Genomic DNA, 21,635 nt, shown 5'->3' on the forward strand with positions numbered 1-21,635 from the left:
ACCCATACTAAATTGATTGCAAATCAAAAAAATGGCAACACTAAGTTGATAACTATTAATTGGTTATTAGTGAAAGAGTGATCATTTTAGCAACAAACGTAAGGCATCTAGTCTGTTTATTTGCAATTAATTTATTTAGAGTCTTATCTATTTACAATAGGTAGCCAATTATAGTTATAGTCGGCACACTTTAAAACAGAGACAGCGCATTAAAGAACTTGAGCGTGAAAATAAATAACTAAAACAAGTCAATGAAATCATACGCATATGACAAGATAGTAAACGCCGTTATGGTGTTCGTAAGGTTTAGCACTGAACCGCTTGAAGTATATTAAAGGCTAGGTAGTTGTACCAGATCGATGAATCAAATAAAACTGTCTCACTTCTAGTGAATCACCATTAAATAATTATTTTAACACTCTCATGAAACACAGAAATCTTCCTCAGAGCAACCGAAGTCAGCAAACTTGTGACATCTAATACAAATACCGAAGCTAAAATTGCCCAATAGCTTGAAGCTACTTTTAGAATAATCTTGATTTATTTTAAAATGTCTGTATTATTGGACATATGGAAATGACTAATGCAATCGCCAGCTTCGCTGCGCTATCTCAAGACACTCGGTTAAAGGCATTTAGACTGCTGGTCAGTCATGAGCCTGATGGGCTGCCTGCCGGTGAAATTGCCCGTCAACTGTCTGTACCTCATAATACGATGTCCGCTCATCTAGCAGTGTTATCGCGAGCTGGATGGGTCCTCTCGCAACGCCAAAGTCGTCAGATTATCTATCGCGCTTCATTGTCGCATATGGAAGCAGTCGTTCAGTTTTTATTACAAGACTGCTGTGCTGGGCATCCGGAATTGTGTTCCTCTCTTATAGACCGTTTAAGTGGCTGTGGTATCAATAAATCCAACAACTGAATTGCTAATCTAGCCAAGAATCAGACCACTAAACACCCTAACAATAACATCAATAATAATAATACCTAAGGTCACTATGACATCACTCATTTTTCACAATCCCAACTGCGGTACTTCTCGTAATACTTTGGCCATACTAAGAGCTTCCGGTGAACAGCCCAATGTGGTTGAATATCTCAAAACACCGCCCACTCGTGAGTATCTGATCGAGCTACTGACGTTAATGAGTATTGCACCACGAGATCTGCTACGTCGTAAAGGCACACCTTATGAGGATCTGGGCTTAGACAATCCAGCGTTATCTGATGATCAGCTCATTGATGCTATGGTTGCGCACCCTATCTTAATCAATCGTCCTATTGTCGTCACAGATAAAGGCGCTGCCTTATGCCGACCTTCAGAGCGGGTTTTTGAATTATTGAATAATCCAGTGGCTACTTTTACGAAAGAAGAGGGAGAAGTCATCCAATCTGATAAAGACAATGCCCTACATGCATCTATCGATTTGATTGACTTATCCAATATCGATCCAGAGAATATGCACTCAATCGACATTGATTCCTTAATTGGCTCAAACGACCCTAGACATCCTCCAAAAATATTGGTGTTATACGGTTCCCTTCGTGAGCGCTCATTTTCTAAACTGGCCGCCCAAGAGGCGAGCCGTCTACTACGTTGGTATGGTTGTGAGGTTCGTACCTTTGATCCTGCCGGCCTACCATTACCTGATAGTACCGATACCGATCATCCTAAGGTGCAAGAATTACGTGAGCTGGCAGCGTGGTCAGAAGGCATGCTATGGGTAAGTCCCGAGCGCCACGGTAGTATCACCAGTATCATGAAAGCGCAGATTGACTGGATTCCACTATCGCTAGGAGGCGTGCGTCCCACCCAAGGTAAGACGCTTGCCGTGATGCAAGTCAGCGGTGGCAGTCAGAGCTTTAACACGGTCAATCAGCTACGTATTCTGGGACGTTGGATGCGCATGATTACCATACCCAATCAATCCTCTATCCCCAAAGCCTTTTTGGAATTCGATGATGATGATCGCATGAAAATGTCGCCACTGTACACTCGCATTGTCGATGTGTGTGAAGAGTTGGTTAAATTCACGTGGATGACTCGAGGGTGCTCAGCGTATCTCACCGATCGCTATTCAGAACGAGTGGAAAACGCTGAAGAAGTATCACAGCGCGTCAACCAAAAACCTATCTAACGTTTAATCTCTGCAACGTCATTGTTTTATTAAGGCGACTTCATGTTAGCACTAGCGATTTTTATCGTCACCTTGACCTTAGTCATTTGGCAGCCTAAGGGGCTTGGTATTGGATGGAGTGCGATTGGTGGGGCTTTAATCGCCTTACTGTTTGGCGTGGTTCATTGGTCAGATATTGCTATCGTATGGAATATTGTATGGGATGCGACCTTCACCTTTGTGGCGCTTATCATCATCTCACTGATATTGGATGACGCTGGGTTTTTTGGCTGGTCGGCCCTCCATGTCGCGAAATGGGGCAAGGGTCAAGGTCGGCGACTGTTTCCCATGATAGTGATTTTAGGGGCGTTCATTGCGGCTTTTTTTGCCAATGATGGTGCAGCGCTACTGCTAACGCCTATTGTTATCGCTATTCTGCTGCGTCTTGATTTTCCACCAAAATCAGCCTTAGCATTTATCATTGCCACTGGTTTTATTGCAGATACCGCCAGTCTACCGTTAGTCACCTCTAATCTGGTCAATATTGTTAGTGCCAATTATTTCGATATAGGTTTCGGACGCTATGCTTCGGTCATGGTGCCGGTGAATATTGTATCTGTGATAGCGACTTTACTGGTGTTGTGGGTCGTTTATGCTCGCAGTATTCCAAAACACTATTCAACCGCTGACCTCATTTCACCACAATCTGCTATCAAAGATCCTTTGGTTTTCCGCGCCGCATTTCCGCTCTTGGCGTTATTGCTTGTTGCTTATTTTGCGACTGAGTCATTAGGTATCCCTATTTCATTGGTGACCGGAACAGCGGCGTTATTGCTTATGGCGATTGCAGGACGCTTTTGGCAAGGTGGTCGAGGTGCCATTGTTTCTGTGCCAGATGTCCTGCGTAAAGCCCCTTGGCAAATCGTATTGTTTTCAATAGGCATGTACTTGGTTGTTTATGGTTTGGGAAATGCGGGACTAACCGCATACGGCGCGCAAATACTCAACTGGCTAGGGCAACAAGGCGATGTGGTTGCCACATTAGGAACTGGATTTCTCTCTGCTATCGTAGCCTCAGTCATGAACAATATGCCATCAACCCTCATCGGTGCACTCGCCATTGACCATGCACAAGTACCCGCAGCGACGCGCGAGCTGATGATTTATGCCAATGTCATTGGAAACGATTTAGGGCCAAAATTCACGCCTATTGGCAGTCTAGCGACCTTATTATGGTTACATGTACTCGCAGAAAAAGACTACAAAATCAGCTGGGGTCAGTATATGAAAATTGGACTAATCATTACCCCACCCGTATTATTAGCAACCCTTTTGGCCTTAGTATTTTGGTTACCTGTCATAAACGGATAAATCGGTTATCAAGCGTTTGAGTAAGATATGATTTTCTGCTAGCTGCTGACCAATCGACTTATTATCTAAATTGATCGCAATCAATACCTCACGTTCTATGGTAGAAATGCCATATAATCTTCTACAGTCAGTTCAAAATAAAAGAGGCTGTTACCTTAGTGTTTAAGCTATAATACATAAATGAGAATCATTCATATAAATAACGTTAACAAGTGCCATTCTCAGGTCTATACTGTTAAGATGAACTACCCACTACCTTAGAGGTAGGGGACTTCTGCGCTAAAATGTTAAATGGTTAGTTCAAGATAAAACTCTATCAGAAGAACCCATTAATCGAGGAGTTACCATGAGCCATTTAGTTATCCCAAGCCATTGGAAAATAAAACGTTCTACTCATTTTTTTACTAAGGATAAAGTCCCTGACGCTTTATTAAACCATCACAACACCGCTGAAGGCGTTTACGGCCAAATTTGCGTCATGCAAGGCACTGTCACTTTCTACGGATTTGCCAATGAAGCGGCCACCGAACCTGAGAAAACCATAGTAATCCAAGCGGGACAATTTGCCGTCAGCCCACCTGAATATTGGCATCGGGTAGAATTAACTGATGACGCCCAATTCAACATTAACTTCTGGACTGAAGGAGATACCGGTAATAAATCGATGTTCAATAGCTCTAAGATTCACAGTAAACCGATTGAAGCCTTATTTGATAAATCAGACAATGATAAACCAGCTGAGGAATAACTACTCAATATATGCATATTTTTAAGGCGTTGACTCTTGAGAATCAGCACCTTATTTTTTTGGCTTGTTAATAAGTTTTAGTATACTTAAATTCGCACATGAATACTTTTTACTCGGCTGTTAGCTCAACAAGTAGGTCATGTATTTCATTCTTAAGTTCTTTATCTTCAATTTTGTTCGAGCTGATTTTTGCGTTTTGCAGGTTGATGATAGCAGCGTCAGTTTGACCCAACTCAACTTGTAATACCGCCATAGAAAAGGCTATCGAGGACATAAAATCTTTTGAATTAATCTTAATCGCTTTTTCTAAAGCCTTTTGGTAGATAACCAGCGCCTCGTCTAATTCCTCGGTAAAGTCAGCCAGTGTCTCCCATTGTACGGGATGGTCTTTATCAGTATTTTCGTTATCGGTACATATAGTTTGCAAATCTATATAAAGCGCATCGAAAGCCTCTTGATTATGTCTATTATTAGCCTCTAATAGCTCTTCAGCTAAGATATAGACTGACTTATATATTTTGGTATTAACCATTACTCATTCCTTTTTTCTACTACTAATAAAATAACAACAAATGAATTAATAAATGGATCTACTTATTAATTGGGCAATAAAAATTTTAGGTTAACTCGTTTAAGTTTTTCCAGATAAACGTGGCTTTTGCTATAGCCAGTTCAAAATAAAAGAGAGTCGTTCATCTCAACATGCGACTGGTATAAATTTTTCTGGCGTGCTGTTCGCACACGTGACAGAGGCTGCAAAAAACTCATTCCAGTAACGTTGTGTCGTTTTTAAATTGGATCGATTATAACGTGCTATCTACGCTACGCTTACTTTTTATAACCGACAAATTGCACAACTGCGCTGAGACCTTGATGGCGCGTTCCTTCTGAAATAGTACGTTGTTTTTCAATACCTGTAACTTCCTCAAGCTTTGCAAGCTCACTCTGCAAATCTTCTGATGATACGAATCTGTCTTTTTGGGTGGCAGGCGGCCCACCGACTCCTTCCATGGTAGTCTGCTGATAAGTATAAGCTTCGAGAATAAACACACCGCCCGGCTTTAACGCCGGTGCAACCTGTGCATGAACGCGCTGCTGTATTGCTTCAGGCATATGCGCCCAAATAGAAACAATACCATCCCATTGCGCATCACCTAATTTATAATCGGCCAAATCTGCAACCTGAGTCGAGATTTCCACACCTTTATCACTGGCTAGTTTTAGCGCTTTGTTTAAACCAACTTCAGAAAGATCCATTGCAGTGACCTGATAGCCGTTTTGAGCTAAGAATACCGCATTCCTTCCCTCGCCCTCAGCTAAACACAGTACACGCCCGCCTGCTGGGATTTTGTGAAACTCCTCTTTTAAAAAGTCATTAGCTTCTGTGCCGTAGGCAAAACCTGCCTCATTATAGCGCTGATCCCACATTTTATTCTCCTTCTATGGCTTCTGTTGCTTGATATTCAGTCTTATTCTACTATCTAATCAGTGCTATTGTCTGCGCTGATGGTAAAATGTGTGTTCTATGCAAGTTAGTATCGTAGCGTGGATGAAGCGAAAGCATAACCCACGTTAGCTCCTGTCCCAATAATGCTGGCTTCTAAGTTACTAAATATCAATGATTTGCAAGGATGCAACATGGCCACTCTGATACAAACTCTTAAAGAAGATTGGTCAATTTCAGCGTCTATTGCTGGTTTTTTAGCGGTACTCATCGCTTATTCTGGCCCGCTGATTATTTTCTTTCAAGCGGCACAAGCCGCGCAAGTTTCAGATGCCATGATGGCGTCTTGGATTTGGGGTATTTCTATCGGGGCAGCTATACCTAGTATTTATTTGTCCATCAAATATAAGACTCCTGTGGTCATGGGTTGGTCTGCCCCAGGGACGGCCCTATTAATAACACTATTTCCACAGATGAGTATTAATGAGGCGGTTGCTGCTTATATTATCTCAGCCTTGGTTATCTTTATCATTGGCGCCACAGGCTATCTTGATAAAATTCTAAAGTTGATCCCTCCTGGCATTGCGGCTGGGATGATGGCCGGTATCCTGTTTCAGTTCGGCTTAGAGTTATTTGTCGCCACTGATACCATGCCGTTTATCGTCTTCAGTATGCTGGCTTGTTATTTATTAGCGAAGCGCTGGTCGCCGCGGTATACGATGATCTGGGTATTACTCTGTGGCGTTATATTGAGTGTGGTATTTGGCAAGATGAACCCTGTCGATATCAACTTTTCGATAACCATACCCACACTCATCTGGCCAGAATGGTCATGGAACTCAACGTTGAACCTAGCCATTCCGCTTATCTTAGTGAGTTTAACCGGACAACTCTTACCCGGTATGGCTATTTTGAGGTTGAGTGGTTACGATATTCCTGCCAAACCTATTATTACGGTCTCCAGTATTGCCTCGTTAGCCGTCGCTTGTGTTGGCGGGATTACGGTTATATTAGGGGCTATTACCGCCGCATTGTGTACGGGAAAAGACGCGCACGAGCTCAAAGAAAAACGCTACATCGCAGGAATAGCCAATGGTATTTTTTACTTATTAGGGGGCTTATTTGCGGGTAGCATCGTGACCGTATTTAGCTTACTACCCAAAGAGCTAATCGCAGCCTTAGCAGGGCTCGCATTAATCGGTGCCATCTCTGCCAATATTACCGCTGCGATGAAGGATGATAGTCAAAGAGAATCGGCGTTGATTACCTTTTTAGCCACGGCTTCTGGCATGCATTTTTTGGGGCTCAGTTCAGTATTTTGGGGTATTTGTATTGGTATGATTGCGCATTATGTGTTGACTAAGAAGCGTGTGGCAGATGTTTCTGTGTAGCTAGACGCAAAGCTCAGTTTATGATTGTTCTGATAATTAAGAGATTACGTATTTGTAGCTTATTTTTCTAATTCTAACGCTTTATTAATGATGCGTGGCACACATCCTGCTTTTACTATAACTATAGATTATTAATTTCAACTTCTCCGAAAACATCAATTTTTGCTTTCTTGAATTTTAAGTGCTTTAGTTCTGGATTTTTCTTAGCTATTTCAACTATTTTGTCTATTGATATACTGTCTGTAGAATATCCAAAGATTATAGACTCCATTGCATCGAAAGAAATTTTTTTGAGGAATATTTCATTATAATCAGGAAAAGTACGCCTTAGTTCTTCAGGCATATTAATATCAAAAGTTGGATTAGCTATCGAGCCTGTCCGGTCTTCACAATATTCTAAAGGCATAACTATTCGCATCTCTTTCTCATAACCCCAATCATCAAATTTCGTATAAAACAATCGTTTTGCAAGTTGCTCAAACTCTTGTTTTCGAGGTGCTAGTCGTTTGAACAAACTTGTGACGTTTAAATCTTCAGGTAATTTAAAGTGATTAGAGCTCTCTCCATTTATTCTGATTGTTCCTTGAACATAGCTAATAGAAGCTCTATCTTCTTTGTTATAACTTACATCTTGAAGCTCAGACTTTTTAAAAAATGGATGTTCCTTATCAAAGCATACAACTAAACCTTCACCATTGTTTGCATAGTGAGTCCACATCAACTTATTTTTAGTGCTTTTAGAAAGTGAAAACACACCAAATTGGCAACTTAGAGCTTCTATTATAAAGTTGTTAAAATCCTCAATATTTTCAACTAAATTTTTTCTCTGTGCTTCATTGTATTTTTCTACTGAATCATACTCAGTAAAACCTAAAAGAGTTGGGAATTCCTCAACACTATACCTTCTGCCTGCTGGTTTTAGATAAAAATTAATCAGGTGTTCATCCGATGGCTCATGAGGTTCTGGATTAATATTAGAAATATAAAAACGTTTTCTAGCATTAGCCATGTCAGCAGGAGAGTATTCATCAAAGTAAGGGTAGAACTTAGCTTCACTTTTATCGTTTAAAAATTTAGGCTGAGTCATCCGAAAAAAACCATTTTCTAAAAACTCATAACGTGGTAGCCATTTTTCGTGTTTATTACTATAAGAAGTTCCTAAGTACTTTACTAACATAAAAATCCTATTAAAATTTAATGATAGTTCCTAACACTAATTCACGGTCACAATCGTTATTGATAGGGGTACGATTTAGCCTCGATAGTAGCGGTATCCTGACGCAGACAATGCGATCTGTGGCACGTCAGATACAAGCGTATAGCGGGAATAGCTACCCTTATTACGACTTTAATCACTTTAGAATTGGCGGGTCATGCATTCGCTAACCCACCCTACAAAAAATCCCACCCTAGCTCACCTTATCCCACATCTTACTTAGACGTTTCGGTGATACCGCCATGCGAGTTTTCATCGGCTGAGCGAATAGTTGAATACGATATTCCTCGACTAGCCAGCGATATTCGCTGATAGACTCAGCATTGGCACGCCCTGACAGTCGCTCCATATGTAAATCTAGTGCATAGACGCCATCAAGGTCCGCTTCTATATTATGCTCGAGGCGTTCAAGGCGAATCTCCAGTGCTTCTAAATAACGCGGATACTGCTGCCAATGGCTATAATCCATTCGGTAGACAAAATTAGCCAAATGTAAGTCTTCTAATTGGTCTTCCATATCGTCGATAGACTCACCAAAGATTTCCCGATCAAGCATTAGTAGTCCTTGGCGAATACGCTGCCAGCGGGTGTAGACATTTTTAAGTGTCTTAATCACCGTCTGTCCGGTTAGTAGGAAGTTACTAACCACTACTTCTGATGTTTGCTGATACTCTTCTAATGTGAAGGGTAGCTCCTCGCTCAGACCTACAGCGATATCACCAGCGCTCTCAGGCAGGTCTTCACTATGATCAAACAAGATATAGTGCTCCTCAAGCGCCGCATCTAGCGCGGCATCAATAACAATGGTTTTTAGCTTCTCCATATCACCAAGCGGTGCAAAGGCCAGTTTGAAAATTTTATCTATCTGACTGGTCAGCTGTTTTTTCTTCGCGCCCAGCTGCCCTTTCATTAGCGTCAGCACGCCAATACGGTGCGCCTGCAAAGCGGCGGTTACATCAGTATATTGGTGAATAGAGACCGCCTCGCCTGCCTCATCAGTAACCAAAGCGGCGAACTGCTTCATGACTACGCCAGCGCTATGATGGTTCTTGCTAAACTTAAAATGCTCAGGGAAGCTGCTATGGACGCCTTGCTGTTCAGTGACGGCTTGACTGGTTTCGCTAGCATGACGGACTTGCAATGTCTGTAAATCACGCCCTTTTTCAATAATGCGATTCTTATCATCGACCACACAGATTTGCGGCTGTAGGTAACGGTCGATAGTGGACGGATTAAAATTATCGGGCGTTACCGACATAATCCCGCGGCGATTTAGCGCTTGACACAGTTGCTTTAACAACCCTTGTGATTGCGCAGGCTGTAGCTCATCGAATAAACTGTCTGCCGTATCAGGAATCGGTACTATCTGTCGGCGAATGTCTTTCGGTAACGATTTCAATAGCTGTAGCACCAGCTCGAAGCGCCAACCGGGTACGCCCCATAACAATTCAATCGCATCCAGTTGCGGTAACGCGGCTAATGGCACACGAATAGTCACGCCATCTTCGTCGCTTGACGGGTCAAATATATAGCGCAGCGGTAACTTTAAATCACCCAATTGCCAGACTTCTGGGAAGTCGCCGGTAGTGGGTGCTTGGCTATTAAGAATGTCATCATCAGAGAAAAATAAATGCTTATTGTCGGTTTTTTCAACTTCCGCACGCCAGTCTTCAAACGCTTTACGACTGGCAATATGCTCCGGTATTTTTTGATCATAAAACTGATACAGGGTTTCTTCATCGACCAATAAATCACGGCGACGTAGCTTATCTTCAATACGCTCAACATGGGCGATTTTGTCCATATTGTGCTGTAAAAATGGCGCTTGTCGACCAAAGTTACCGGTCACTAAGCCATCTCGAATAAATATCTCGCGCGCTTCAACCAAATTAACTTGTTCATAATTGGTTAGCTGTTTAGCGATGATAATTAGCCCAAATAAGCTAATCTGCGCGTAGGCTTTTACCCGTCCAGTCTTCTTCGACCAATGCGGCTCAAAGTAATGATACTTTAATAAGTTACCAGCCGCTGAGATAATCCACTCCGGCTCAATCTTGGCAACCGTACGCATAAAGACTTGTGAGGTCTCTACCATCTCAAACGCCATCACCCACGGTGGTATTTGCTTAAATACGGTACTGGCTGGGAATATTTTAGCCTTTTGCTGGCGTGCGGCTAAATACTCACCACGATTTTCAGTTTTATGGGCGATAATAGACAACAATCCGGTCAATAATGCGCGATGTAAATTGGCATATTTAACCGCTTTTAGTTCCTCATCATCAATGCCTGTTGGATCACTATTAATATCAAGCTCATCAAGGTTGTTTTTAGAGCCATTTTTAGCACCGTTTTTAGTACTAACTTTTGAACTGCTGACATCTTTAAGCTTAAGCTCGGTAACCATTTGTACCAGTTGACGATGGGTTTGATGCCATTCACGCACTCGTGGAAAACTTAAATAGTTCTTTTTGGCAAATTGCCTACGCTGATTGCCGGATAATTTATTGCCATCCTCATCTTTTTCAAACAGCGTTTTCCAAAGACTCAAATAGAATAAGAAGTCAGAGTCATCTTGACGGAATACCGCGTGCTTTTGATCTGCTTGCGTACGCTTATTGGCAGGACGCTCACGTGGGTCTTGAACCGCAAGCGCTGCGACCACAATCAGCATTTCACGAATACAGTCAAAGTCACTACCGGCAACCAGCATGCGTGCCAGCCTGGGGTCTATTGGCATTCGTGCCATTTTTTGTCCGGTAGACGTAAGACGCAGATGATCCAAACCTTTGCGTTTTGGCCTATTGTTTGTCTGACTGATTGTCTCTTCATTTTTGGCTGTAATCGCGCCCAATTCATCAAGTAATTTATGCCCATCAGTAACCAAACGACTATCAGGCGGCTCAATAAAATCAAAGTCATCAACACTGCCTAAGCGCAGATTGGCCATCTGTAAAATTACTGACGCCAAATTGGTTCGTAAAATCTCCGGCTCAGTAAACTCAGGACGGCCACTAAAGTCCTCTTCGCTATACAAGCGAATACAAACCCCAGGCGCAATACGACCACAGCGGCCTTTACGCTGATTGGCTGCGGCTTGGGCAATAGCCTCAATGGGTAAGCGCTGTACACGTGAGCGATAAGAATAGCGTGAAATCCGCGCAAAACCCAAATCAATGATATAACGAATACCAGGTACTGTTAGCGCGGTTTCAGCAACGTTGGTAGCGATGACAATACGTCGACCTCTACCTGACGGCTGGAAGATGCGTTGCTGCTCTTCATAGGTCTGCCGCGCAAATAATGGCAGCACTTCGGTATGCTTGGGTCCATGACGCTCAAGAACTTCTTGGAGCTCACGAATTTCAGCTTCGGTGGCGGCAAATATCAAGATATCAGCCTGATCAGCATGACCTTTGCTTTGCGCGTCGCTAAAGCATTCGTCTACTGCTGCAACCACAGCACGGGGCAGATTCTCTTCAAAATCATCGTAACTGTCATCATCTGAGCTGGTCACCGGCTCATCGGTGAGCGGACGATAACGTACCTCGACCGGAAAGTTGCGGCCTTCTACATTAAAAATAGGCGCAGGTATTCGACGCTTTAGCTTATTGTCGTAGCGGCTAAAGTACTCACTAAAACGCTGGGTATCTAGGGTCGCTGAGGTAATAATGACTTTTAAGTCCGGGCGCCTAGGCAGTAGCTGCTTGAGATAACCCATGATAAAGTCAATATTTAAGCTGCGCTCATGCGCCTCATCGATAATGATAGTATCGTATTTACTCAAAAATCGATCGTGGCCCAACTCAGCAAGTAAGATACCGTCGGTCATCAGTTTAATCACTGATTGTGCCGTGCCTTGCTCGTTAAAGCGAATCTTAAAGCTGACCGTACCTCCTAACTGTTCACCCAACTCTTCAGCGATGCGGTTTGCCACACTTCGCGCCGCCAGCCTACGCGGCTGAGTATGTCCAATCTGCCCTCTTATGCCGCGACCTGCCATCATTGCTAATTTTGGTAGCTGAGTAGTCTTACCAGAGCCCGTCTCACCCGCCACGATAATCACTTGATTATCAATGATCGCTTGCACCAAATCTTCGGCACGTTGGCTTACTGGTAAATCAAGATTTAGCCTTGCAGGTAAATTTTCTGGAATGCTATCGATACGCGCTTGTACCACTTGCTGTGAGCGGGTTTTTAATTTTTCAAACTGTGTACGCTTTTTTTCTAAATCCTCGCTATTTTTAGCGTCGTGTTTGGCATCTGTATTAGACTTTTTATTAGACGACGAATTTCTAGACGAAAAACCACGCTTCAACTCATGTTCAAGTTTGCCTAAATAGAATTCATCTTTAGCAAGTACCGGTAGATTGCCTAAGATTTGAGGCTGAGCAGTTGTTTCATCCCCAGTTTGATTTTTAGTGTCCATTTTACTATTTAGACTGTTATCGTTCATATTTTCGGTGTTCTTTGAAGTATTAGTCATATTTGCTTAGGCTATTTTTTTATATGAAGAGTGGTTAGATTATGGGGATAATTTGGCTGCGATTCAAGATGAAATCCGATTTCAGAATTGATAGCGTTGCTATTTTAATATGATTAATAATATCAATAAAACGAACCTATCAGCGTTCATATGGCCTACTGTATCAAACTTATTAAATACTATTCACTTACTGGCTCTTCAGCCAAGAACTGTTTGACTACCGCCACTGTCGCAATGGGATATTCTTCATGTGGCACGTGTCCTAAACCATCAAATATCCTAAGCTGACTGTTACTGATATCTCGATGAAAAAGAGCCGCGTTTTCGACAGGAATTAAGTCATCCGGTGCACCCCATAAGATCAAGGTTGGTATGGCCAACTGCTTGATTTGCTCTGGATTGGCCGCGCTATCAGTCTCTTGCAAGCGCCGACTAAGTGCTTGGCGATTGCCTTGGCGCAATGTCAAATCATAGTAGCGATCAACCAAAGCCTCATCGACTTTGCTATCATCTACATAAACGCTCAGGACGCTATTTTTAACGATATTTCGGGGCAATACACAATTTAAGATGGGCGTTAACATAGGATATTTTGCGAGCTTAAAACCAATGGGTACGCTTTTTGGCGTGGCCGGATAGCCAACTGAGTCGATCAATATCAGTTTTTCCACATACTCAGGATATAAGACGGCTGTACGCCAAGCAATTTTGCCCCCTAGTGAGTTGCCTGCCAAAATGACTCGATCTAAACGCAACGTATCTAGCAGCTCTACAACAAAAGCGGCGTAGTCAGCGCTAGTGTACTTTGTCGTCTTATCAGCGTATGGCCCGGTCAAACCGAACCCTGGCAGATCCATACTCACCACACAATACTCATCGCTGAGCTGTGTCGTCCAACCCTCCCATGTGTGCACGCTTGCTGAAGTACCGTGCAATAAAACCATAACTTCCGGTAGCGTTGTGCCGGATTTAACCGCATTATCGATCATCGCTCTACTTCGGTAAACCTCACATTGTGCTGACTGCACCACGTGAACTTGCATGCCTTGCACGTCTATAAATTCACTATTAGGCAGCTGCCACTGTTTTAACTCAGCAACACTGCGATCAGGTGCCCAAAAAAATGCTAGTGTAGCGGCTAATATGGCAAATATACTTATGCAGATATAGAAAGCAATTTTTACTAGACGCGGCATCATTTTAATTAATTCCATTTGATTAATTTGCATCGCTAAATATTATTGATACAGCAGTCATAACAACGCTTATAATAGCAGCAAAAAAATGAACAGCCCCAAACGTTATTAACTGACAAATACAAGACCATCAAACCTCTATAAAAAAACCCGATATCCGGCTATAGCGCAGACATCGGGTTCTTGCATTAATTGTTGCAATACTAAATTAAACATCAATTAGAGTAAGAAGAAATACGCCCACAGACCAACGATAAACGTAGCAATGATATTGAGAATAACCCCAACACGTATCATCTCTGACTGTTTGATGAGACCCGTACCAAAGACAATCGCATTTGGCGGGGTGGCAACCGGTAGCATAAAGGCACACGAGGCACCAATACCAATAATCATGACTAATACGGCAGGCGGCAGACCCATTTGCTCAGCAATAGCCGCAAATACGGGTACTAACAGAGCAGCAGAAGCGGTATTAGAGGCAAACTCCGTTAAGAAGATAATGAATGCCGCTACTGAAAGCACCACTAAGATAAGCGGTGCAGATGACAGCCCATTGGCGACCGCTTGACCAAGAACCAAAGAGGCCCCTGAGACTTTTAGAACTGTTGATAGCGCAATACCACCACCGAACAACATGAGTACGCCCCAGTCGGTGTTGTCAGAGACTTGTTTCCATGATACCAAACCTAAGCTGACCACTGCTGATGCTGCTAACAATGCGACAATGGAATCAACATCATCGACATTAAGCGCGGCACCGATTTGTTTAGAGAGTATCCAGCTCAACGCGGTTATAATAAATACGATAATCGTCAGTACACGGGGTTTATTCCATGCAATAGGCTCATCTTCGTTGAGCGTGACCTGACGATTGAGATTGGGTTTAAGGAAAAGATACATTGCCCCCAATAATAGTGGCAACAGCACCAACATCATGGGAATACCAAACTTCATCCAATCAACAAAAGCAATATCAAGCGCTTTGGCAGCAATCGCATTAGGCGGTGAACCAACAATCGTACCCAAACCCCCAAGATTAGCAGAATAGGCGATACCTAATAGCACAAACACGAAAGTGCCACGGTCTTTTTCACGGTCAACCTGCGTTAAAATACCCAACGCCAATGGCAACATCATCGCCGCAGTGGCCGTATTCGATATCCACATCGATAAAAATGCAGTCACCCCAAATATCAAAAATACTGCGGTTCCAAGATTGCCACCTGACATTGATAAAATCTTGAGCGCAATTTTTCTATCCAATTTCTGCACATGCAACGCTGCCGCTAACGCAAAACCACCAAAGAACAAATAAATAATCGGGTTGGCAAAACTTTGTAAACCGATTTCGGCATCGAAGTCTGGTATACCAATAAGTGCCCCTATTACGACGACCAATATCGCGGTAATAGTCACATGCACCGCTTCAGTCAACCACAACACGCCAATAAAGAACAGCAGGGTGAGGCCTTTATTGGCACTGATATCGTACGGTAGGACGTTGTAAATAATCATACTGATAATCGCAGCTATTGCCACTACTATTAGCCCTTTACCAGTACCCTTTGGGAAGGTATCGGTAAATAAATATTCGTTGCCATCATCAGGAAGATGGCTGTCTAATTTCTGCTCTGACATAAAATGTCCTTATTGTGTCCAAAGACAGTGATAAAAATTATAGGGGGTAAAGATAAATTTTAGCCATTAGCAATAGCTCTATAACGGCCCTACCAAAATACGCTGTCATCATAACAGGAATATTCTCCACCCGAATACTTTTTACAGTGTTCTAAAAAAACCTTATTAGCAATATGGCTTTATCGTTCCCTGACTGTGATAACTCACCTTAAGCCGTCAAATTAGGTTGATGTGTCGTTACATACCGTCACTAAATAATCGCACATCATCCCTGTACAACTAGTGACCAATATCACATACTCAATGGGTTAACCTAAAAGTGTCAGTCAACTGACACTTTTAGAATTTAATATTTTAGCGCAGAAGTCCCCTACCTCTAAGGTAGTGGGCTGAATGCGTCTTGACAAAATCTCGCTTAGTTGCTAAATTCTACTTAAGGAACAGCATTTCAGACCTTTAGAGCAATCTAATAACATCATCGTTAGTCTGTCACCGAATTGCTTGAAAACAGCAATAATGTGAACCCTCGGTGCGAGGGGGATAGCTCGGTAAACTTGCCTAACCGCTATTGCAGAACATCGCAAATAAGTATGGGTATTACCCAAGAAACCCCTACCTCTTAGGTAGTGGGTAGTTCATTTAATAGTATGATCATTGAAGAATTAATAAAAAAAATTGGGAGTACCTCATGGACAATCGTGATAAGCCTGACTCAACCACCAAAATGGCACCAAAGGATATCAATCAAGATGGCCTTGCTAAAGAAGACCAACAGCGTACCGATGACTCGGCGCTCGATATGATGCAAGGTCTCCATGAACATGAAGATCATAAAGAAGACGAAAAGTAGTCTATCTAATTAAGTTAGCCTGCGTGACAAGGCTATAACACGAAGCTATAAATTATAAGAAAAGCGCTTATTACTCTGATGACCGCCTTTTTTTTCTACGTTGGCGTTTTTCGGGTAGCCGCTCGGATGCATGGTTATAAAAAAATGCTGCCGCAAGTACAATCGTAATGGGCACAAATAACGCGCCATAACCCACTCTGGCATTTGACTTCCTCACCGCCCTAAACGACGGTGATTCCTACTGCTAGACGCTCAAGCCCGAGCGCGAGAATGTTTTTTGCCGCATTAACGTCGCGTTGATGAGTGACACCGCACTCGCAAAGCCATTCTCTTATTCTCAAATCTGTCCTACCTTTCGGACTGTTTTGGCGTGAGCCGCAGCACGAACAGGTTTGGGTGGTGTAGCTTTCATTCACTTCTAAGTATTGGCAACCTGCGTTCTCGCATTTGTAAGTCAGTTGCCGTTTTACTTCAAACCAACTTGCGTCATAGACGGATTTGGCTAGTTTGGTTGAGGTGAATGATTTTGATTGAAGCTTACCAACGATGATTACGTTATTATCTTTGACGAGTTTACTGGTAAAAGCATGGATCAGGTGTTGGCGGGTGTTTTTGATCTTGGCATGAATGGCCTTGACCCTCTTTTTATTCTTAGCGCGTTGAGCGATGCCTAGTTTTGATGCGTATTTATGGGTTAATTTGGTTACTAAGGTATCACCGTCGCTTGTCGTCGCTGAATCCTTGCATCCTAAGTCGATGCCAGTTTCACCATAACCACACTCAATATTTGAATGCTCTTTAACCGTCACACACGCATACCAAAGACCACGACTGTCTTGTACTAATTCACAAGTATTGATGGTGTAGAGGGCTAAATTGTAGCTATCCCACACATCAATAGTCAGATTTCTACCTTTGGCAAGACTGAATTGAATAGTGGATTTAAGGCTTTTCTTACCCGCCTTCTTGACACCTAAATACTTGATGGCCGATTTTTTGAAAGGAATCCAGCCTAAGCTTTTACGCTTGGCTTTAGGGTTGTTAGTGCGCCAATTCAGTTTTGCTTTCTTAAATTGCTTGCGGCTTTTGGCATGGGTTTCAGTGATCGCTTGAAGGGTTTGGCTGTGCAGATTTAGAAATTCACCGCTGCCTTTGGTATAAGCTGCTATATCGTATGCTGAAAAGAAATGCCCGGTGCGTTGCAAGTGTTTAAAACTCAAATCATTCACATAGTTCCACACAAAATTCACCGCGCCAGACAGCTTATTTAACTGATTGGCGTGCTTATCTTTGATACGTAGCTTGAGTGTTTTCATGGTTTAAACTATAATGATTTATTGTTATTTTACATTTGGTCTAATGGTATGTCAAACACATTAAGGCGTGGTAGACACGTTGTTTATAATCTTCACGTTCATTTGGTCTTTGTTACTAAATATAGAGGAAAAGTATTTACCAAAGAGGGGTTAGATGAACTGAGCTTAATATTAAATCAGGTCTGTCAGGATTTTAATGCTCAGCTCGTAGAGTTTAATGGTGAAGAAGATCATGTGCATCTTTTGGTTAATTACCCGCCAAAAGTCAGCATTTCATCTTTAGTAAATAGCTTAAAAGGGGTGTCTAGCAGAATGATTCGTAAAAAAAACTACGTTTCTATCAATCAAGAACTTTGGGGTAGCGCACTGTGGTCGCCCAGTTATTTTGCTTCAAGCTGTGGCGGGGCTTCAATTGAAGTTATTAGACAATATATCGACCAACAGCAAGTACCTAACTAGAAATGCCTTACATCCACGCCCTAGAACGACGTGGTTTTACGGCACTTTTTGAGAAATGCCTTACATCCACGCCCTAGAACGACGTGGTTTTACGGCACTTTTTGATAAAAACGCACCCACTACTCCGCCCGCGCAAAAACAATACCAAATAATGGCTTGAAAGCCTAATGTGGGTTTGCTGATGCGGCGACCTGCTAGCCAGTTACCAATCGCTGCGCCCATGTCGGATGTCAAACCCGTCAAATGGGTCGTACGTATGACCGCGCCGCTATAAGTCGCCACCATAGCATTTTGTAATCCGCAGGCCATTGCCGCCGCTAATTGTCCTAAATAATCATGCTGCTGATATAAAAAATAGGGACCGATCAAATCAGGGTTATTTAGGGTAACAATCCACACTCTATCGCTAGTTCAACAGATGCGGAACCGGTAAGATAATTTAGGTGAAAATGGGTGTTTTAGTGAGCGGTTTTTGAGGGCGGAAAGCCCAGAAGTGTCAGCCAATCATTAACACATTTCCCGGTTAATGATTCATACGCAGAGACCCCTTTACGCTGCCCATTACGACGTTCGCGCAGGTTATACCAAGCTTTAAATAATGCTAAGAAACCTTGATTAACGCCTTTCCTTGCATAAAGATAAGTTCGCAAGGTTGCGTTAAATCCTTCAATGGCACTTGATGCCATATGCCGAGTGTGGAGGAGTTGCTCTATTTTACGCATTATTTCAGTAATCTCTGTATTAATGAGTTCGCGGCCGAGTAAATAATACGCTCCCGCTATTTCGATTGTCACATCACGGCGCTTCCATGGATTCATTTTTTTTAGTTTCCTTTTACGTTCAATTATACGGCAGGTCAGTGAGATAACCGCATCAGAGTATTGGCATTGGAGCGCTGATAAACGTTGATATAATGCTGATGTTGCAGAGGTTAAGCCAATGAGTCGATTCTCTAGGTAGCATGCTACAGATTCGCAATCTCTGTGCTCGGTTTTGCGCAAGAGCGCGATTGCTTGACTAAGCAATCGCTGTGCGGCATCAGGTGTAATTAACTCTCCGCTCTTAAAATTAATACAGCAAAAAGCCTGGCGAATTTTTTGAACCGCTTGGCCTGCAAAAGTATACCGTTCAATGGCGTCAGTGCACCTTTTCTTAGCCCAATCGAGTGATTTAGCCAAACTTCTCTTATTTTCAGGTGATGTTTTGAGGTGCTTCTTCTCAGCTTTGGCTTCGTAATCTATGTAGCGATAGGCTTTACGCGCAAGTTTCAATCTCGCTTTACTGGCTAAATAAACGGCGTGAAAAGCATCGTCACGCTGTTCTATTTCATCAAAAGTTATTTCAATACCTTTGGCTATCCCTTTTGCTCCATCTTTAACAACATGTTTAGGCGCCATGCCTTGCTCTTTAGCCTCACCAAGCACCCGAGCCCATGTTTCACCATCACGTGATGTTTCATGTGATAGCGAGAATAAATATCCACTATCAAGGTCAATGCCAGCCAAAACAGGATCGCCCTGACTAAACATTTCATCGATGGCAATACTTTCAATATTGGCTAATGGTACGGTTTTGTTAAATAATGCCGCGTTTTTTTGTGCTTCAATGATCACCCCTTGAATATAACCAAAACTAACGGAGCAGCCAGGGTAGATAATGGGAATTTGATCTTGAATGGCGCGAATAGAGTTGGCGGATGTAATGGATAAAGCGACGATAGCCCGACGTAACTGAAATTTATCGACAGCAACACTGACAATGCAGTCTGATTTTTCCTTATCAGAAATTAACGCATTCAATGCTGCCTGCAGAGCATCACGTGCTGCGTAGACTGCTTTTCTGGAGATAGAAAAATCATTGGCTAAAGAAGTAATGTTGCCATGAGCTTGGCAACAGAGTGTTTTTGCGAGAAGATGCAATTTGTCTGAGGGTTTAAGTTGTGTTCGGTCAAGTATCGGCATATTTTTTACTGTTATATAAACTGCTTTTGGCAGAGCAATTGGTTTAAATAACGTAGCTTGATCCCTCAGACTCTCCTTGTCAAAGTGTTGCCCAAGTTTGATTGGTTCCAAAGAAATTATTAAGTGATCAGGTTTATTTTTTCTTTTAACTTTTTAATACAGTTAGTTACTTATTTTTAGAAAACACCTAATCTGATCATCAATTTAATTCATTTGGTATTAATATGATCCGATTGTTTCCATCAGAATGAACGAGCTGAGATTGTCGCTTGAACGCACAAATTCTTGACCATTTGTGGAGATAAATTGCGCGTTTTATTAACATATAATTGTGCTTAAAAGGTTTGGCTGTCCCGCTTTTTCTGTTAGAAGGGTTAAGTCCATCTGCCAGACTCGGACAAAGCGTTATCGTAACCAAGGCGCAAGTTGCACACTTGGAAACGCGGCATCAACAGCGCGCGAATGAGTCTTTGAGTCTGTTTAAATACATTTTAAGGAACAGGTAAAATGGTCGATTGGTTTTTGCAACTTTCTCCCGTGATGCAGGCTTTTCTCGCGACTTGTTTCACTTGGTTTGTAACAGCACTTGGCGCGAGTGTGGTCTTTTTTTTCAAAACCATCAACCGAAAGGTGATGGATGGCATGCTCGGCAGTGCGTCAGGGGTTATGATTGCAGCCAGTTTCTGGTCGCTGCTAGCCCCTGCCATTGAAATGGTGGAAGAAACAGGCGGGACCCCTTGGGTGCCTGCTCTCATAGGTTTTCTCACCGGTGGTGGTTTTCTTTGGTTGACCGATAAGACTCTGCCTCACCTGCACCCTGGTTTTCCGACAAAAGAAGCTGAAGGCATAAAAACCAGTTGGCAACGTTCTGTGCTCTTGGTGCTAGCGATTACCCTCCATAATATTCCTGAAGGTTTGGCGGTGGGTGTTGCCTTTGGTGCCGCTGCAGCAGGACATCCCGCAGCCTCAATCGGCGGGGCCATTGCGCTTGCTATCGGTATTGGTATTCAGAATTTTCCAGAGGGGGCTGCGGTATCCGTGCCTCTCCGGCGAGAAGGGATGTCTAGGAAAAAGAGCTTTATGTATGGTCAGTTTTCCGGCATGGTCGAACCTGTTACCGGTGTGGTTGGCGCTTTGGCAGTTATCTATATGCAGCCTCTATTGCCTTATGCTCTGTCTTTTGCAGCAGGGGCGATGATCTATGTTGTGGCAGAGGAGTTAATTCCGGAATCCCAGGCCGAAAAACATTCAGATATTGCCACCGTCGGGGTCATGGTAGGTTTTGCTCTCATGATGACTTTGGATGTCGCCCTCGGGTAATTATACCAAAGGAGCTAAAAGGGTGATTAGTCTTAGTAGTTAAAATTAACCTACCTGCGTGGTGAGTATTATGCAAAACGTCGTGTTCTTTACCACTTCGTGGCCCGCTAAGACTGTTCA

General features: G+C 42.8%; 16 protein-coding genes and 2 pseudogenes. 9 read left to right on the forward strand and 9 right to left on the reverse strand.

The annotated features are described in order from the left end of the window. The first annotated feature begins 570 nt into the window (after nucleotides 1–570). From U1P77_RS05795 to U1P77_RS05815, 5 genes and pseudogenes are all read left to right on the forward strand, one after another. Nucleotides 571–921 carry an ArsR/SmtB family transcription factor gene (locus U1P77_RS05795; protein ID WP_414479047.1) on the forward strand — a complete coding sequence of 117 codons (351 nt, stop codon included), beginning with the start codon at nucleotides 571–573 and terminating at the stop codon, nucleotides 919–921. Between the two features lie 76 nt (nucleotides 922–997). Then, a pseudogene (arsC, locus tag U1P77_RS05800) lies at nucleotides 998–1,330 on the forward strand (arsenate reductase (glutaredoxin)); the annotation flags it as partial. A gap of 99 nt (nucleotides 1,331–1,429) precedes the next feature. Then, on the forward strand, nucleotides 1,430–2,137 hold the full coding sequence (gene arsH, locus U1P77_RS05805) for an arsenical resistance protein ArsH (protein ID WP_321156631.1): 708 nt from the start codon (nucleotides 1,430–1,432) through the stop codon (nucleotides 2,135–2,137). 42 nt (nucleotides 2,138–2,179) lie between these two features. Further along, complete coding sequence (locus tag U1P77_RS05810) at nucleotides 2,180–3,487, forward strand: arsenic transporter (protein WP_321156416.1); 1,308 nt, start codon at nucleotides 2,180–2,182, stop codon at nucleotides 3,485–3,487. Between the two features lie 346 nt (nucleotides 3,488–3,833). Continuing rightward, a complete protein-coding gene (locus U1P77_RS05815; protein WP_321156417.1) occupies nucleotides 3,834–4,235 on the forward strand; it encodes a TehB family protein in 402 nt (133 codons plus the stop codon). Between the two features lie 109 nt (nucleotides 4,236–4,344). Here U1P77_RS05815 and U1P77_RS05820 read toward each other — a convergent pair whose 3' ends face one another. Further along, complete coding sequence (locus tag U1P77_RS05820) at nucleotides 4,345–4,767, reverse strand: tetratricopeptide repeat protein (RefSeq protein ID WP_321156418.1); 423 nt, start codon at nucleotides 4,765–4,767, stop codon at nucleotides 4,345–4,347. A 296-nt stretch (nucleotides 4,768–5,063) separates the two neighbouring features. After that, on the reverse strand, nucleotides 5,064–5,663 hold the full coding sequence (locus U1P77_RS05825; RefSeq protein WP_321156419.1) for a class I SAM-dependent methyltransferase: 600 nt from the start codon (nucleotides 5,661–5,663) through the stop codon (nucleotides 5,064–5,066). Nucleotides 5,664–5,873: 210 nt separating this feature from the next. Between U1P77_RS05825 and benE the strand changes: the two genes are divergently transcribed. Then, nucleotides 5,874–7,070 (forward strand): benzoate/H(+) symporter BenE, encoded by a 1,197-nt coding sequence (gene benE, locus U1P77_RS05830; protein ID WP_321156420.1) that lies wholly within the window; start codon nucleotides 5,874–5,876, stop codon nucleotides 7,068–7,070. A gap of 121 nt (nucleotides 7,071–7,191) precedes the next feature. On the opposite strand, the gene U1P77_RS05835 is transcribed toward benE, so the two are convergent. The 4 genes from U1P77_RS05835 to U1P77_RS05850 form a co-directional block, all read right to left on the reverse strand. After that, nucleotides 7,192–8,247: a DUF2971 domain-containing protein gene (locus U1P77_RS05835; protein WP_321156421.1), complete on the reverse strand. Its 1,056-nt coding sequence runs from the start codon at nucleotides 8,245–8,247 to the stop codon at nucleotides 7,192–7,194. A 232-nt stretch (nucleotides 8,248–8,479) separates the two neighbouring features. Then, nucleotides 8,480–12,715, reverse strand: coding sequence for an ATP-dependent RNA helicase HrpA (gene hrpA, locus U1P77_RS05840; RefSeq protein WP_321156632.1), 4,236 nt, complete (start codon nucleotides 12,713–12,715; stop codon nucleotides 8,480–8,482). Nucleotides 12,716–12,951: 236 nt separating this feature from the next. Then, a complete protein-coding gene (locus U1P77_RS05845; RefSeq protein WP_321156422.1) occupies nucleotides 12,952–13,971 on the reverse strand; it encodes an alpha/beta fold hydrolase in 1,020 nt (339 codons plus the stop codon). A gap of 216 nt (nucleotides 13,972–14,187) precedes the next feature. Further along, entirely contained in the window at nucleotides 14,188–15,609 is a 1,422-nt protein-coding gene (locus U1P77_RS05850) for an SLC13 family permease (RefSeq protein WP_321156423.1), read from the reverse strand. Between the two features lie 688 nt (nucleotides 15,610–16,297). Between U1P77_RS05850 and U1P77_RS05855 the strand changes: the two genes are divergently transcribed. Next, nucleotides 16,298–16,459: a hypothetical protein gene (locus tag U1P77_RS05855; protein WP_321156424.1), complete on the forward strand. Its 162-nt coding sequence runs from the start codon at nucleotides 16,298–16,300 to the stop codon at nucleotides 16,457–16,459. 221 nt (nucleotides 16,460–16,680) lie between these two features. On the opposite strand, the gene U1P77_RS05860 is transcribed toward U1P77_RS05855, so the two are convergent. After that, nucleotides 16,681–17,775 carry an RNA-guided endonuclease InsQ/TnpB family protein gene (locus tag U1P77_RS05860; RefSeq protein ID WP_321156425.1) on the reverse strand — a complete coding sequence of 365 codons (1,095 nt, stop codon included), beginning with the start codon at nucleotides 17,773–17,775 and terminating at the stop codon, nucleotides 16,681–16,683. Between the two features lie 48 nt (nucleotides 17,776–17,823). On the opposite strand from U1P77_RS05860, the gene tnpA reads away from it, so the two are divergent. Further along, a complete protein-coding gene (gene tnpA, locus U1P77_RS05865; RefSeq protein ID WP_321155677.1) occupies nucleotides 17,824–18,234 on the forward strand; it encodes an IS200/IS605 family transposase in 411 nt (136 codons plus the stop codon). Between the two features lie 108 nt (nucleotides 18,235–18,342). On the opposite strand, the pseudogene U1P77_RS05870 reads toward tnpA, so the two are convergent. Then, nucleotides 18,343–18,573, reverse strand: a pseudogene (locus U1P77_RS05870) (DUF1275 family protein); the annotation flags it as partial. A gap of 119 nt (nucleotides 18,574–18,692) precedes the next feature. Next, nucleotides 18,693–20,306 carry a hypothetical protein gene (locus U1P77_RS05875; RefSeq protein ID WP_321156426.1) on the reverse strand — a complete coding sequence of 538 codons (1,614 nt, stop codon included), beginning with the start codon at nucleotides 20,304–20,306 and terminating at the stop codon, nucleotides 18,693–18,695. A gap of 396 nt (nucleotides 20,307–20,702) precedes the next feature. On the opposite strand from U1P77_RS05875, the gene U1P77_RS05880 reads away from it, so the two are divergent. Continuing rightward, the gene (locus tag U1P77_RS05880; protein ID WP_321156427.1) at nucleotides 20,703–21,515 is read left to right on the forward strand and encodes a ZIP family metal transporter; all 813 of its coding nucleotides are present in this window, start codon (nucleotides 20,703–20,705) and stop codon (nucleotides 21,513–21,515) included. Nucleotides 21,516–21,635: the final 120 nt, after the last annotated feature.

The sequence above is a fragment of the Psychrobacter sp. LV10R520-6 genome (assembly GCF_900182925.1).
In the GTDB taxonomy this organism is placed as follows: Bacteria; Pseudomonadota; Gammaproteobacteria; order Pseudomonadales; family Moraxellaceae; genus Psychrobacter.

Bases quoted from the DNA above. Each gene is read 5' to 3' on its own strand.
- U1P77_RS05795 (WP_414479047.1), top strand. From the start codon at position 571: ATGGAAATGACTAATGCAATCGCCAGCTTCGCTGCGCTATCTCAAGAC.
- U1P77_RS05810 (WP_321156416.1), top strand. From the start codon at position 2,180: ATGTTAGCACTAGCGATTTTTATCGTCACCTTGACCTTAGTCATTTGG.
- U1P77_RS05815 (WP_321156417.1), top strand. From the start codon at position 3,834: ATGAGCCATTTAGTTATCCCAAGCCATTGGAAAATAAAACGTTCTACT.
- U1P77_RS05820 (WP_321156418.1), bottom strand. From the start codon at position 4,767: ATGGTTAATACCAAAATATATAAGTCAGTCTATATCTTAGCTGAAGAG.
- U1P77_RS05825 (WP_321156419.1), bottom strand. From the start codon at position 5,663: ATGTGGGATCAGCGCTATAATGAGGCAGGTTTTGCCTACGGCACAGAA.
- benE (WP_321156420.1), top strand. From the start codon at position 5,874: ATGGCCACTCTGATACAAACTCTTAAAGAAGATTGGTCAATTTCAGCG.
- U1P77_RS05835 (WP_321156421.1), bottom strand. From the start codon at position 8,247: ATGTTAGTAAAGTACTTAGGAACTTCTTATAGTAATAAACACGAAAAA.
- hrpA (WP_321156632.1), bottom strand. From the start codon at position 12,715: ATGGACACTAAAAATCAAACTGGGGATGAAACAACTGCTCAGCCTCAA.
- U1P77_RS05845 (WP_321156422.1), bottom strand. From the start codon at position 13,971: ATGATGCCGCGTCTAGTAAAAATTGCTTTCTATATCTGCATAAGTATA.
- U1P77_RS05850 (WP_321156423.1), bottom strand. From the start codon at position 15,609: ATGTCAGAGCAGAAATTAGACAGCCATCTTCCTGATGATGGCAACGAA.
- U1P77_RS05855 (WP_321156424.1), top strand. From the start codon at position 16,298: ATGGACAATCGTGATAAGCCTGACTCAACCACCAAAATGGCACCAAAG.
- U1P77_RS05860 (WP_321156425.1), bottom strand. From the start codon at position 17,775: ATGAAAACACTCAAGCTACGTATCAAAGATAAGCACGCCAATCAGTTA.
- tnpA (WP_321155677.1), top strand. From the start codon at position 17,824: ATGTCAAACACATTAAGGCGTGGTAGACACGTTGTTTATAATCTTCAC.
- U1P77_RS05880 (WP_321156427.1), top strand. From the start codon at position 20,703: ATGGTCGATTGGTTTTTGCAACTTTCTCCCGTGATGCAGGCTTTTCTC.